The organism is uncultured Intestinibacter sp. (assembly GCF_902468165.1).
Taxonomy (GTDB): Bacteria; Bacillota; Clostridia; order Peptostreptococcales; family Peptostreptococcaceae; genus Intestinibacter.
Map to the genome: position 1 here is coordinate 51372 of NZ_CABQXJ010000005.1, position 13979 is coordinate 65350.

The following is a 13979-nucleotide window of genomic DNA, read 5'->3' on the forward strand; positions in this document are numbered from 1 at the left end:
ATATACGTTTATTTAAAAAATATATTAAAGGAGGGCAACATGTATAAAATTTTAATTATTGAAGATGATGAGATTATTGCAAAATCTATTGAGAAAGAAATGAATAATTGGGGCTTTGTAGCAAAAAAGGTAACTAATTTTCAAGATATAATCCCTGAATTTGTGGAGTTTAACCCACAACTAGTTTTATTAGATATCACTCTTCCATTTTTCAATGGGTATCACTGGTGTAGCGAAATTAGAAAACTTTCTAAAGTTCCAATCGTATTTATATCATCAGCCTCAGATAATATGAATATTGTTATGGCAATGAATATGGGTGGTGACGATTTTATATCAAAACCATTTGATTTACATGTATTAATCGCAAAAACACAAGCTATACTAAGACGTACATATTCATTCTCTACTCAGACAAACTTACTAGAACATAATGGTGCAATTTTAAATATAAATGATAACTCTATTTCTCATAATGATGAGAAAGTGGAATTAACAAAAAATGAGTATAAAATACTACAAACTCTACTAGAAAACAAAGGGAAAACTGTAAGTAGAGATAACCTTATGATCAAATTATGGGAAACAGATAACTATGTTGAAGAAAATACATTAAATGTAAATGTGACTAGACTAAGAAAAAAATTAGAGTCAATTGGTCTCTCTAATTTTATAAAAACAAAAAAAGGAATCGGATATATTATTGAATAAGGAGAATTATTATGAATAATTATGAAATTAAATTTACATACATAATATCAAAATATATAAAGCAATATATAAAACCTATTCTTCTTTTTATATTATTTACATTAGTATTTTCCTTAGTATTCGTTTTATATAATATATCTACTGAACCAGTAATATATGCTTCTCTTTTATGTTGCTTTATTGGCTTAATTTGTATATGTATAAATTTTATAAATTACTATAAAAAACATATAGCATTATATAAATTACAAAATGAAATTTATATTTCTTTAAATAATTTACCAACTCCAAAAAATTTAATTGAAGATGATTATACTAATTTAATCTTAAATTTAAATGATGAATATAAAAACTTTATATCTAAATCTGATAATGCACAAAAAGATATGATTGATTATTATACAATGTGGGTTCACCAAATCAAAACACCTATTTCTGCTATGAAATTATTAATACAAACTTCTGAATGTGAAGTTTCAAGTGATCTTTCATCGGAATTATTTAAAATTGAACAGTATGTAGAAATGGTTCTTTCATATATTCGACTTGGTAGTTCCGAAAATGATTTTGTAATAAAAGAATATAATTTAGACGATATTATAAAGCAAGCTATTAGAAAATATGCTCCTCTTTTTATAAGAAAGAAAATAGCACTTAATTTCAAAAATACAAATTATACAGTTTTAACTGATGAAAAATGGCTTGTATTCGTAATAGAACAAATACTTTCTAATGCGATAAAATATACAACTAAAGGTACAGTCTCTATTTATCCATTAGAAAATAAAAAACTTGTTATTGAAGATACTGGAATCGGAATTTCAGAGGAAGATATACCTAGAATATTCGATAAAGGCTTCACTGGATATAACGGTAGAACTAACAAAAAAGCAAGCGGACTTGGTCTTTATCTATGCAAAAATATACTAGATAAATTATCACATAAAATTTCTATTGAATCTGAAGTTGGGGTAAAAACTAAAGTTATACTTGATTTATCAATGATTGATATAAATATTGAATAATTTTTTATTGAGATTATTAATTTTTCAATATTTATCTATATTAAAATTTAAAATTACAGTAATGTAAGGTTATGCGGGGAAATGTAAGCCAAAGAAATGGTATTGCATTTCCCTATTTTGTTATAATTAACTCATAAATAAGAAATTACTATAATTTAAATAAAATGGAGGTCATTAAAATGGCAATGTTGCAAGTAAATAATTTAAAGAAAGTTTATACAACACGCTTTGGTTCAAACCACGTTCAAGCTTTATCAGACGTATCTTTCTCTGTTGAACAAGGTGAATATGTTGCTATAATGGGTGAATCAGGTTCTGGTAAAACCACTTTACTTAATATATTAGCTTCACTAGATAAACCAACTAGTGGTGAAGTTTTACTAAATGGAAAAAATATAGTTTCTATAAAAGAAAAAGAAATCTCAGCATTTCGTCGCAATAATTTAGGATTTGTATTCCAAGATTTCAATTTATTAGATACATTTTCACTAAAAGATAATATTTTTCTACCTTTAGTTTTATCAGGTAAAAAATACAACGAAATGAATTCACTTTTACAACCATTATCAATTAAATTAGGAATAAACTCTCTTTTAGATAAATTTCCTTATGAGGTTTCTGGTGGTCAAAAACAAAGAGCTGCTATAGCAAGAGCGCTTATAACTAAACCTCAATTAATTTTAGCAGATGAGCCTACTGGTGCATTAGATTCTCACTCTGCAGACGAATTATTACAATTATTCGAGGATATAAATGAAGATGGTCAAACAATAGTAATGGTAACTCATAGTACAAAAGCTGCCAGTACTGCAAAACGAGTTCTATTTATAAAAGACGGTAAAGTATTCCACCAACTTTATAGAGGTTCTTCAACAAAACAAGAAATGTATCAAAAAATTTCAGATACATTAACTATGATTGCTACAGGTGGTGTTAAAAATGAGTAAATTCTTTTATTTTAAATTAGCAATTACCAACATAAAGAAAAATGCAAAAACATATATACCATATATGATTACATCAATAATGACAATCTGCATGTTTTATATTATTTGCTCATTATCAAACAACCCTGATTTAAGTAAAGTCAGCGGAACTGACTCAATGGTTACAGTATTATTTTTAGGTACAATTATATGTGGAATTTTCGCAACAATATTCTTATTTTATACAAATAGCTTCCTTATGAAACGTAGAAAAAAAGAATTTGGACTTTATAATATTTTAGGAATGGAGAAAAAGCATATTTCTAGAGTTGTACTATGTGAAACAGTTATTATAAGTTTAGTAAGTTTAATTTTTGGTATATTAGTAGGTATTTTATTTGATAAATTAATGCTTTTAATCTTACTATCAATGTTTACAGTAAAAGTTCCACTAGGATTTTATATATCACCACAATCACTAAAAACTACAATTATATTATTTGTAGTAATATTTGTTGTTATATTCTTAAATAGTATTAGACAAATTCATCTTGCTAAACCTATAGAATTATTACACGGAAGTTCTGTTGGTGAAAAAGAACCTAAAGCAAAATGGATAATTGCCTTACTTGGATTTATCTGTTTAGGATCAGGATATTATATAGCTGTTAAAACTACTAATCCAATAGCTGCATTAAGTTTATTTTTCGTAGCTGTAATACTAGTAATAATAGGTACTTATCTTTTATTTACAGCTGGAAGTATTGTATTATTAAAAGCTCTACGTAAAAATAAAAATTACTATTATAAAACAAAAAACTTTATATCAGTATCAGGTATGATATATCGTATGAAACAAAATGCAGTAGGACTTGCTAATATATGCATACTATCTACAATGGTTTTAGTAATGATTTCATCTACATTCTCTTTATGGTACGGAATGAATGATATCATTAATAATTATTATCCAACTGAATTTCAATTTTCACCATCTAGTCACTCAGACAAGGATATAAAAGAACTAAAAACTTGGATAAATAATACACTCGATGATTTTAATAAAAAGCCAATAGATGAAATGGAATATACAACTTTAAACTTTGCTGGTATAGAAAAAGAAAATTCTTATATAATAGATAAGGCTAACCCTGTGTATTCTAATAGTGTTGATGATATAGGTACTTTATCTTTTATCACTCTTGATGATTATAATAAATTATATAACTCAAATAAAAAATTAGATGATAATGAAATATTTATCTCCTCTAACAGAGATAAATATAACTATGATACACTTAAAGTCTTTGATTATAATTTTAAAATAAAAGGTCATTTTGAAGATTTTCCTATAGATAAATATGTAGCTGCCAATGTTGCAAAAAATCATGTTGTTGTAGTTAAGGATATGGATATTTTAAATAATCTATATAAATTACAGAAAAAAGAATACGGTAAAATGGCATCAGATATTCAATATTTCTATTTCTTCAATGTAGATACAGATGCAAATACTGTATTAAAAATAAATGATAAGTTCTATGATGAATTAGAAACTATGAGTTCTTATCCAGAAGACACAAATAAATATGTTTATAATGGTAAAATAGATTGCCGTGAAAGTTCTAAATATGACCTTATTGGTCTTAATGGTGGACTATTATTTATAGGTGTATTCTTAGGAATACTGTTTACAATGGCTACAATATTAATTATGTATTATAAACAAACATCTGAAGGATATGATGATAAAGAGCGTTTTGCAATAATGCAAAAAGTAGGTATAAGTAATAAGGAAATCAAACAATCAATACATTCTCAAGTGCTTACAGTTTTCTTCTTGCCACTTATTGTCGCAGGAATTCATGTATCCTTTGCATTTCCTTTTATAACTAAGATACTAGTTATATTAAATCTTACAAATATAAAATTATATGCCATAGCTACTTGTGGAGGCTTCTTACTATTCGCAGTCTTTTATGCTATAGTTTATAGAATTACAGCTAGAAGTTACTATAAAATAGTAAGCTAAATTTACAAACACTATTCAAATTAATATATATTTATTCTTTAATAAGCATGTCGTATAAATTTATGGCATGCTTATTTTTTCAAATAAAAAAACTCCTAAATACCCACCTTTATTTAAGAGTTTTCTTTTATTTTATCCATATTCTTTTTTAAATAGTCTATAAGATCTACAACGCTATCTGTATAACAATCTGCACCTATCTTTTCTCTAAATGCCTCACCTACTGATGCTCCACCAATAAATACATGTACTTTTTTTCTTAGTTTTCTTTCTTCTAATAAATTCATAACTGTTTTCATTTCTCCCATTGTCGTTGTCAATAATGACGACATCATAAGAATATTTGCGTTATTATCTTCAATTGTATCTACAAATTTTTCAGCAGGTACATTTGTACCTAAGTCCACTATTCTAACATCTAACGTTTCTAAAAATATCTTTATCACGTTCTTGCCTAAATCATGTATATCTCCATATACAGTCCCCATAACTATCACTATGTCATAATCTTTGTCTTTCTCTTTCAAATAGGGTTCTATTATTTTGTAACCAGATTTAAATGAATTCATAGCTAGTAATACTTCTGGTATAAGACACTCATTTTTTTCTTCTTTCTTTGCAATTAAGGTTAATGCATCCATTAAAATATTTTTTAATATGTATTTTGGATTATATCCTACTAAAAGAGATTTCTTTATATACTTTACAACTGAGTCATCGTCACCTTCAATCATAGATTTTTTGATTTTCTCACAATAATTCATATAAATTTCTCTCCTAAAATAATACATTTTATATATTATTAATTTGACATTTGAGTTTGTTTATCCTATAAAAACTTGATTTTATTTTAAAAAATAGGAAGTTAGATATAATAAATACCCAACTCCTAACAATTATATAATTCCTAAGTGTTCAACTAATATCTTACATCCTAATAATATAAGTATTACACCTCCGACAATTTCAGCTTTTGACTTATACTTAAGACCGAATACATTTCCGATTTTTACGCCTATTGCTGAACAGGTAAATGTCACTATACCTATAAAAGATATTGCTGGTACTATTTTTACATTTAAAAATGCAAATGTTACACCCATAGCTAATGCATCTATACTTGTTGCAATTGCAAGTAAAAACATTGTTTTAAATCCTAGAATATCTTTCATTACACTGTCTTTTTCTCTACTTAATGCAACTTGACCTGTTGGTGATATTGAACATGAATTAGCAGAATATGATATATTACATTGTTCTTCTGCATTACGTTTTAAGTTTCTTATTTCTGTTTCTTCTTCCTCATCATCTTCAGTTAATGCCTCTTTAATCATATTACCTCCAATTAAAGCTAGTAATATAAATGCTATCCAATGGTCCACGCTAACTATATACTCTCTGAAATTTACTCCAAGTAGATAGCCAATTAGCGGCATTAATGCCTGGAATGCTCCAAACCATAACCCAACTATTCCTGCTGATTTTAAGTTTATTTTTGGTAAAGCAAGACCTTTACAAATTGATACAGCAAAAGCATCCATCGATAACCCTACTGCTAGTATAAAAAGTTCCAATAATCCCATTATTTTTCCCTCCTTTAAAATTAAAAAAGACCCATAGACAATAAAGCGTTTTTTAATAAAACACTTTATTATCCATGAGTCTCGCTTTTTAATGTAATACCGGATTTTGCAATCATTATGTCGACATTACAACGGCTTAGCCGCAAACTACTCCCTCATAGGAGTTATTTAGTTTTAATCCGTTTAATTATTTAGAACTTCTTTATTATAAAATATCCCAATAAAATCTGTCAATTATTTATATATAATATTAGTAAAAAATCAATATTATTCCTGTTATTGTCATTTAATTATATGGATTTTATAAATATATATGTATCGTTATTAGACTCTTCTTCACTATACTTATAGCCCAATTTGTTAAAGCTTTTTAATCCATCTAAAGTGGATATATTATTTTCAGCTAAATATCTAACCATTTCACCTCTCGCCATTTTTGCAAGTGTGCCCTTTTCTATTATTTTTTCGCCTTTTAATTCTCCAAATACACATGTGATGAATTTTATATTTGGTTGATTTTTTATATATTTACTTACGCATTTACTATATTCTTTTGATGCTAAATTAATTATTACATCATCTTCTTCAAATAAATTGTTTGCTATATTATCTGACCAAAATTCGTATAGATCTTTATTTTTATGATTTATAAGTTTTGCCTGCATCTCAAGTCTATATGGAACAATACCGTCTAATGGTTTTAAGATGCCATAAAATCCTGATAATATTCTTAAGTTAGATTGCAGGTATTCAATTGCATCTTGGCTGAGTACACTTGGTCCCATATATTGATATTGAATACCTTCATATGAAAATATTGCTGGAGTTAATCTATAATTTAAATCCATATCTAAAACTCTGTCGTAATTTAATTGAGCTAGTTTATCGCTACATTTCCACATAGTTTTACATTCTTCATATGATAAACCTTTTAAATAATTCATTAGTTCTTCTGCTTTATTTAAAAATACAGGCTCACTTCTACACTCAAAAATATCATCATCTATATTCATTTTCTTTGCTGGTGAAATTATAATTTTCATAATAATACCTCTTTCATTATTTTTCCCCTTTCCTTCTATCCTAAATACTTTTTATAAATTCATCAATTATTAAATTATTTTCCTCACTATCTTTCCACAAAAATTCTGGATGCCATTGAACTGCCATAACAAATTTTTTGTTTGGCATACTAACTGCCTCTATCAATCCATCTTCGGATATTGCATTTGCAATTAATCCTGGTGCTAAATTTTTTATAGCTTGGTGATGATAACTGTTTACGTATAATTTATTTACACCAACTATTTTGTGTAATATCGTATTTTCTAAAACATTAACATTATGAACACCTCTATTATAAGGCTTTTCCATTGTATGATTAATATTTGATTTATACTCAGTTTTTAAATCTTGATATAATGTACCACCCAATAGAGAATTAAATAGCTGAATTCCTCTACAAATGCCCAATATAGGTTTATCATTTTTAATAGATTTCTCAAATAGATATTTCTCCATTTCATCTCGTCTGTCACATTGCAATCCACATGTATCTTTCTTTTTCTGATTATAAAGTTTTGGATTTATATCATGACCTCCTGTAAATAAAATACCGTCTACTAATTCAAAACACTTGTCCAAATTCTCTTTGCATGTAGATAAAGGTAGTATCATTGGAATCGCATTATTATTTTCTAATACATCCATATATCCTGGTAACATCCATATACTTTCTTTTTTATCATCCCAAAGAGGAATAACACCTATAATTGGTTTCATATTCCTACCCCCTTAAATTATATAATCTATTATCTATATAAATTATATAATATTTTGTTTTTGTTATAGATTTAATAAATAATATATCTTTTAATTATAAAAAAAAGCATAACATTTTTTCTGTTATGCTTAAGTCATATTTTGTTATCAATCTATACTTTATAATCCTTTAAAATATAGATTGATAACTATAAAAGTATTTTATGTTCCTATAATCAGTATAATCATCCTACTAATAAGATGCTTATACAACTAATTCTTCCTGTTTTTCCACTTCCACTTCTGTTTCCTTATTTAATTTGTGGAAGAACGAAATTGTTAGTATAAGAATCACAACAATAGCAACTAAATCCGAAATCGGTGCTGCATATAAAATTCCATTAATTCCTGTTCCAACCTCTGATCCTTCTAAAACAGAAGGTAATATTATTGCTAATGGTGTGAAACAAACTATATCACGTATAACAGATGCCATAACTGCATATTTAGATTTTCCAATAGATTGGAAGAATACTGCTGTCATTTTAACAAGGCAAGTAACTGTCACAAGAGATAAATAAATTCTAAATGTTTTTACTGCAAATTCTTGATATAATTCATTTCCTGACCCAAAAATTCCTACAACTTCTTTCGGCCATAATTGGAAAATAATCGTCGCTGTTATACCAGTAATTAAAGTGGCACGAAATACTATTTTGTAAGCTTCACGAACACGATCCATTCTTTTTGCTCCGTAGTTATATCCAAAAATCGGCTGTCCTCCAAGCACAATCCCAGTTACGATATTTAAAACGATTGTATATACTTTTGTTTGGATACTAAACACAGAAATCGGAATATCCGGACCATATTTTGATAATGCACCATAACGTGCTAGTGTCATATTACAAACTAATGTCACCGCTACAATTGAAATCTGTGTTATAAAAGTTGCTGCTCCAAGATTAATCATTTTAGATAAAATAGGTAGATTAGGTACAAAGCTACTCTTTTTCAGTCTAAAACTCTTTGGCTTAAAGAAATAAATTGCACATATTGCAAAAGATACTACTTGTCCAATTGCAGTTGCCCATGCCGCACCTGCAATTCCCCATTTTAATAAAAAGATGAATATTGGGTCTAAAATAATATTTATAATAGCTCCCATCACCATTGCTTTCATAGCAAATCCAGGACTTCCATCCGCACGAATCATACTATTCATTACATTTAATAATAAATAAAATGGGAAAAATGCCGCTATAATACGGAAATAAGTTACTGCAAGGTCTAAAGTTTGGTTTGATGCTCCAAAAAGGCTCATAAGTGGTACTGCTGCAACCTCGCATATAAGCATAAGTACAATACTAATAAGTAAAGTTACAGTAATTCCCGTTCCAACAGATTTGTGTGCACTATCCGTATCTTTCCTTCCAGCACAAATACTCAGGTAAGATGCTGCACCATCTCCCACACACCATGCAAATGCATTTGCAATACAGATTACCGGGAATGAAACTCCTGTAGCTGCATTTCCTAAATAACCAAGTGTACTATTTCCAATAAAAATTTGATCTACAATATTGTAGAATGCACTAATTAAAAGACCCATTACACATGGTACAGAGAATTTTAATAAAAGTTTTGAAATTTTCTCTTCTTCTAAAATTTTGTTTTCATTTACTAGTTCCATAATTCCTCCTAGTTTGTTATTTTTTTACACAATAAAAAACTACCGTAATAGTTTTGCTGTTCGAAAAAACTTATAGCAAAACTATTACGGTAGTTTGTAGAAACATTCATCCAATTATGAATTTATATAAGTATCATATATTATTTATCGCAATAATATAACATATTAATTTTATATTTACAACTACTAATTTTTATTTTTATAAATTTTAATTATTTTAATGCGACATAAATATCTATTTCTGCATTTTCTACATCAGCATTTTTATATTCTTCAAAATCGCCAGTAAAACTTCTGTCTAAGTCCATTTGCCAAATTTGTTGCCATGCATCTACAACAGCTGTAACCATATTTCCACATATAGAAAATTTGGCATATTTTCCAGCAGGAATTATTTTAACATCTAAATTTTTATTATTCTCATCTACATTTGAAACTTCATTTCCAACAGTAATACAATATCCTTTTTTATCTTCTGTATAATCAGAGTAAAGTCCTATTGCAAATTCATTAACTCTATTTTTAATTTGTTCATGTATTCCACCTGTATAAAAGTTTCCCCATAAACCACCTATAACATTTCCCATATCAAGAGAATCATTTGATGTTCTTGCACTTAGACCTACAAGTGTTTTTTGTTTTAAATTTACTATTTCATATTCCATATAAATACCTCCTAGCATAATTTTTTTAAAGACCTTAATCTATATTGTGAGATAATTATACTAAGATAAATATGACAACTATGTGTCATATATTTATAATTTTTTTCAAATTTATTATTTATATATACTTAATGTTTTTTCTAAATGATCTTTAAATTTTTCTTTTAATTCATTCGGTTCGAGTATTTCGCAATATGGTCCAAAAGTAGAAATATAATAAAGCGTCCATTCACTTTCTGGTATATCTATTTCAGATATAAAACTTCCATCTTCCATTTTTGTAAAATTGTCAAACTCATCATATACTCTATAGGCCATTTCTTTCTGTATATGTAATTTGATATGTATACATTTTTGCTTAAATGTATTTTCAGTAGTTAGTATTTTAGGAGGTGCAATATGTATTGTATCCTCGTTTAGTATTGTTAAATCCTTAATTCTCATTAATTTAAAAAATCTATAATCACATCTTTTATCACAATATCCATATAAATACCATGAACCTCCTTTTGAACAAAGTTTTAAAGGTTCAACCTTTCTATAACTTTGTTCTCCCTTTGAGTTTGAATACTCAAATTTTATCTTTTTCTTATTAAATATTGCCGATTTTATAATTTGAAAAATATGTGATTGATCTTTATAGTCATGCCAAGATGAAAAATTGACTTCTATCCAATCTACGTATGAATTTCCAAATAAACTACTAATTTTTTGAATTAATTCTTGTTTTGAGTTTGAATCAGCGATATCTACTGTTTGAACAGCCCTTAAAGAGGATAATATATTTTCTCTTTCCTTATCTGTTAACACAGTTTTATCTAATATATAATTCGGTAAAAGTGAGATTCCCCCACCTCTTCCTTTTGTCATATAAATCGGTATTCCGACCAAAGATAAAATTTCTACATCTCTATAAATTGTTCTCGTTGATACCTCAAATTTTTCTGCTAATTCCTTTGCTGTTATACTTTCTTTTTCAATCAAAAGGTATATTATTTCAAATAATCTATTAATCTTCATTTATTACTTTCCCCTATTTAAATAAAAAACTATTATGTAATAATCTATTAAATTTCGTTTGATTCCTCTTTATTACACTTTATTCTTAATAAAAATAATAATGAATATATACGATTATATAAATACTCAATAAAATCTTTATCATTTAAAACTTCCCTCTTCTGTTTTGCTTTATTTAAATATTCATTATGTCTAATATCAAAATACTCATTTATTATTTTATTTATTTCTTCTAACTCATTATGTATTACAGTGTAAAGCTTGCTTTCTTTAGTTTCTCCCACTTGTAAAGCAACCTCTTGGTTTTTCATTTTTACACCATCACCATCATTTATAGAAACTATATATTGTAATGAATCCGTGATATAATCTAGTGCTGTCTTTTTATCTAATAACTCATCACTTATAATTAATTCCTCTGAATAATTAATTTTTCTTTCAAGCTGCTCATAATTATAAATATATTTTATTTCATTTGAACTTTTATGCCCTACTGAAATAAGTACTCCATTTCTAAGCTTCAATGGAATATTAAATTTCACCAATCTTTTATTTACATCTACTGTGAAAGCATACCTATCCTTTATAAATTCTGAATATGTTAACTCCGTTAGCATCTTTAATGATTTAATTGTGATTGTTTCATCCTTTTCTAAAATTCCATCGTATTCTACACCAAAGTTTAATTTATAATAATGATTAAAATCTATATCTAAATAAGGTTTTGCATCATCATGTTCATCATAACTAATAAATTGCTCTTTTATTAAATTATTTTGTGGTAATTCGTATAAATACCATTGTTTAAAACTCACCCAAAATCTATCTAAATTATTTTCCATATATACCCCCAATATATTTTGAAATTTAATCTGATAATGTAATTCTAGCACTCCTGTTTTATCATAACAATTAATAAAATCTTACGGTCTACATGAAAATCCAATACCCAATGCCCCTGGTCCTGTATGACAAGTAACTCCAAATGATAAATAATCACACATTACTTCATGTCCCGGAAATGCTTCTTTAATATCTTGCACCCATCTTTGCGTTGTTTCATCATCAGCACTTGATGCAGCTAATAAGTGTATATCACCATTTTTAAATTCTTCTGAGTATTGCTCTTACAATATAGTTTTAATATCCTCAATCATTGTCTTTTTAGCTTTTTGAAGACCTCTACATTTTTTATATAATTCTAAGATTCCGATATCTAAAGATAAAATTGGTTTTATATTTAATATCTGACCTGCTACAGCAGCACCTGATGATATTCTTCCGCCACGTCTTAAATATTTTAAATCATCTACAGCTATAAAAATCGCCATTTTTTGTTTAGCTTGTTCTAATTTTAATTTAATCTCGCTAGCTGAAAGCCCTTCTTCTATCATTTCTAATGCATCCAATATTGATTGATGTAGCGGTGTTGATATTCTACCATGATCTACAACATAAACTTTCTCTTTATATTTTTCCTCTTGTGCGAGCATTGCCGCAGTAGAATATGAACCACTTAATCCACTACTAAGAGGCATATATATAATATTATCGTATTCTTCTAAAACTTCATCCCATAAATTCATCACTTCTTCTGGTGATGGTTGTGATGTACTAATATCTTCTTGGTTAATTAATTTCTCCATAAGTTCATTTCGAGTTATATTTTTCCCCTCATAATAACACTCTCCACCAATATAAAATGGCATAGGTAATATTTTTATACCTAATCTATCTGCCTCATCTTGAGTAATACTGCTATGATTATCTGTTACAATTCCTATTCGACTAATTATTTTTCCTGCCCTCCTATTATATAAAACTATACCTATAAAATTTTATATGAATATGTCTATATTAACATAGTGTTTCCTATTTTCTCATTTTTTACAAAACAAACTTAATTTATTTTCATATATTTAAAACTATGCATTGTCTAATATTTACAGAAAAATGATGTATTATACTATATTTTATAGTTTTATTAAAATCTTTTTTCTTTATAAAAAAAGACCGTTACAAATTTTAATATGTAACAGTCAAATATTTTATAATTTATTTAAATCAACTTTGAACATAGGTAATCTAAATTTAACTTATATCATTTTTCTAATTACTGCAAATAAACCACCTATAGATGCTATAATAACTCCTATATATCCTCCAACCCCTGCATCAGAAGTTTTTGGAGTATCATTACTCTTTGGTTGCGCTATTAATAATTCATCTTTGTTATTATCCTCTGAATCTTGTTCTCCATTAGAATCTCTATCTTTATTTTCATTTATATCTTCTGAATTATCTTGATCTTCTTGATTATTATCTGATTGATAATCTTCAACATAATCATTTATTGGTATTATTTCACTATCGTCTATATCTTCATTTTCATCTACATCTTCTAGATTATCATCTATATCATAATCTTCCTCTATATCTAAATTTCGTTCTTCAACTTGAGTTGGGTTTATTTCATTAGCAAATATTTGTGTAGACCCAAGTGGAACCATACCTGTTGCTATAAATGCACTTAATCCTAATATTTTTATTTTATTTTTCATAT

14 protein-coding genes and 1 riboswitch are annotated in these 13979 nt (G+C 27.2%); of the genes, 4 read left to right on the plus strand and 10 right to left on the minus strand.

Translation table 11 applies throughout. The annotated features are described in order from the left end of the window. Positions 1 to 39 precede the first annotated feature (39 nt). The 4 genes from RDX53_RS01855 (at position 40) to RDX53_RS01870 (ending at position 4694) form a co-directional block, all read left to right on the plus strand. Positions 40 to 711 carry a response regulator transcription factor gene (locus tag RDX53_RS01855; protein ID WP_295677102.1) on the plus strand — a complete coding sequence of 224 codons (672 nt, stop codon included), beginning with the start codon at positions 40 to 42 and terminating at the stop codon, positions 709 to 711. An 11-nt stretch (positions 712 to 722) separates the two neighbouring features. Continuing rightward, the gene (locus RDX53_RS01860) at positions 723 to 1736 is read left to right on the plus strand and encodes a HAMP domain-containing sensor histidine kinase (protein ID WP_195929474.1); all 1014 of its coding nucleotides are present in this window, start codon (positions 723 to 725) and stop codon (positions 1734 to 1736) included. Positions 1737 to 1915: 179 nt separating this feature from the next. Beyond that, complete coding sequence (locus RDX53_RS01865) at positions 1916 to 2683, plus strand: ABC transporter ATP-binding protein (RefSeq protein WP_195929473.1); 768 nt, start codon at positions 1916 to 1918, stop codon at positions 2681 to 2683. Continuing rightward, a complete protein-coding gene (locus RDX53_RS01870; protein WP_307993621.1) occupies positions 2676 to 4694 on the plus strand; it encodes an ABC transporter permease in 2019 nt (672 codons plus the stop codon). Before RDX53_RS01865 ends, RDX53_RS01870 begins: the two co-directional genes overlap by 8 nt. Before the next feature lie 113 nt (positions 4695 to 4807). Here RDX53_RS01870 and RDX53_RS01875 read toward each other — a convergent pair whose 3' ends face one another. The 10 genes from RDX53_RS01875 to RDX53_RS01920 form a co-directional block, all read right to left on the minus strand. Next, positions 4808 to 5458: a cobalamin-dependent protein gene (locus RDX53_RS01875; protein ID WP_307993622.1), complete on the minus strand. Its 651-nt coding sequence runs from the start codon at positions 5456 to 5458 to the stop codon at positions 4808 to 4810. Positions 5459 to 5590: 132 nt separating this feature from the next. After that, entirely contained in the window at positions 5591 to 6277 is a 687-nt protein-coding gene (locus tag RDX53_RS01880) for a manganese efflux pump MntP family protein (RefSeq protein WP_295677095.1), read from the minus strand. Between the two features lie 290 nt (positions 6278 to 6567). After that, positions 6568 to 7320, minus strand: coding sequence for a peroxide stress protein YaaA (yaaA, locus tag RDX53_RS01885; protein ID WP_295677092.1), 753 nt, complete (start codon positions 7318 to 7320; stop codon positions 6568 to 6570). Between the two features lie 40 nt (positions 7321 to 7360). Further along, positions 7361 to 8059, minus strand: coding sequence for a gamma-glutamyl-gamma-aminobutyrate hydrolase family protein (locus RDX53_RS01890; RefSeq protein ID WP_307993623.1), 699 nt, complete (start codon positions 8057 to 8059; stop codon positions 7361 to 7363). 244 nt (positions 8060 to 8303) lie between these two features. Further along, positions 8304 to 9731 carry an MATE family efflux transporter gene (locus RDX53_RS01895; RefSeq protein ID WP_307993624.1) on the minus strand — a complete coding sequence of 476 codons (1428 nt, stop codon included), beginning with the start codon at positions 9729 to 9731 and terminating at the stop codon, positions 8304 to 8306. A gap of 53 nt (positions 9732 to 9784) precedes the next feature. Next, positions 9785 to 9881, minus strand: a riboswitch (purine riboswitch). A 62-nt stretch (positions 9882 to 9943) separates the two neighbouring features. Continuing rightward, positions 9944 to 10396, minus strand: a complete 453-nt coding sequence (locus RDX53_RS01900) for a GyrI-like domain-containing protein (protein ID WP_307993625.1) — start codon at positions 10394 to 10396, stop codon at positions 9944 to 9946. Positions 10397 to 10510: 114 nt separating this feature from the next. Further along, positions 10511 to 11416 (minus strand): YafY family protein, encoded by a 906-nt coding sequence (locus tag RDX53_RS01905; RefSeq protein ID WP_307993626.1) that lies wholly within the window; start codon positions 11414 to 11416, stop codon positions 10511 to 10513. Between the two features lie 47 nt (positions 11417 to 11463). After that, positions 11464 to 12258 (minus strand): hypothetical protein, encoded by a 795-nt coding sequence (locus RDX53_RS01910; RefSeq protein WP_307993627.1) that lies wholly within the window; start codon positions 12256 to 12258, stop codon positions 11464 to 11466. Positions 12259 to 12543: 285 nt separating this feature from the next. Next, entirely contained in the window at positions 12544 to 13248 is a 705-nt protein-coding gene (locus RDX53_RS01915) for a DegV family protein (RefSeq protein ID WP_307993637.1), read from the minus strand. Positions 13249 to 13512: 264 nt separating this feature from the next. After that, positions 13513 to 13977, minus strand: coding sequence for a hypothetical protein (locus RDX53_RS01920; protein ID WP_307993628.1), 465 nt, complete (start codon positions 13975 to 13977; stop codon positions 13513 to 13515). Between the last annotated feature and the right edge of the window lie 2 nt (positions 13978 to 13979).

Bases quoted from the DNA above. Each gene is read 5' to 3' on its own strand.
- RDX53_RS01855 (WP_295677102.1), top strand. From the start codon at position 40: ATGTATAAAATTTTAATTATTGAAGATGATGAGATTATTGCAAAATCT.
- RDX53_RS01860 (WP_195929474.1), top strand. From the start codon at position 723: ATGAATAATTATGAAATTAAATTTACATACATAATATCAAAATATATA.
- RDX53_RS01865 (WP_195929473.1), top strand. From the start codon at position 1,916: ATGGCAATGTTGCAAGTAAATAATTTAAAGAAAGTTTATACAACACGC.
- RDX53_RS01870 (WP_307993621.1), top strand. From the start codon at position 2,676: ATGAGTAAATTCTTTTATTTTAAATTAGCAATTACCAACATAAAGAAA.
- RDX53_RS01875 (WP_307993622.1), bottom strand. From the start codon at position 5,458: ATGAATTATTGTGAGAAAATCAAAAAATCTATGATTGAAGGTGACGAT.
- RDX53_RS01880 (WP_295677095.1), bottom strand. From the start codon at position 6,277: ATGGGATTATTGGAACTTTTTATACTAGCAGTAGGGTTATCGATGGAT.
- yaaA (WP_295677092.1), bottom strand. From the start codon at position 7,320: ATGAAAATTATAATTTCACCAGCAAAGAAAATGAATATAGATGATGAT.
- RDX53_RS01890 (WP_307993623.1), bottom strand. From the start codon at position 8,059: ATGAAACCAATTATAGGTGTTATTCCTCTTTGGGATGATAAAAAAGAA.
- RDX53_RS01895 (WP_307993624.1), bottom strand. From the start codon at position 9,731: ATGGAACTAGTAAATGAAAACAAAATTTTAGAAGAAGAGAAAATTTCA.
- RDX53_RS01900 (WP_307993625.1), bottom strand. From the start codon at position 10,396: ATGGAATATGAAATAGTAAATTTAAAACAAAAAACACTTGTAGGTCTA.
- RDX53_RS01905 (WP_307993626.1), bottom strand. From the start codon at position 11,416: ATGAAGATTAATAGATTATTTGAAATAATATACCTTTTGATTGAAAAA.
- RDX53_RS01910 (WP_307993627.1), bottom strand. From the start codon at position 12,258: ATGGAAAATAATTTAGATAGATTTTGGGTGAGTTTTAAACAATGGTAT.
- RDX53_RS01920 (WP_307993628.1), bottom strand. From the start codon at position 13,977: ATGAAAAATAAAATAAAAATATTAGGATTAAGTGCATTTATAGCAACA.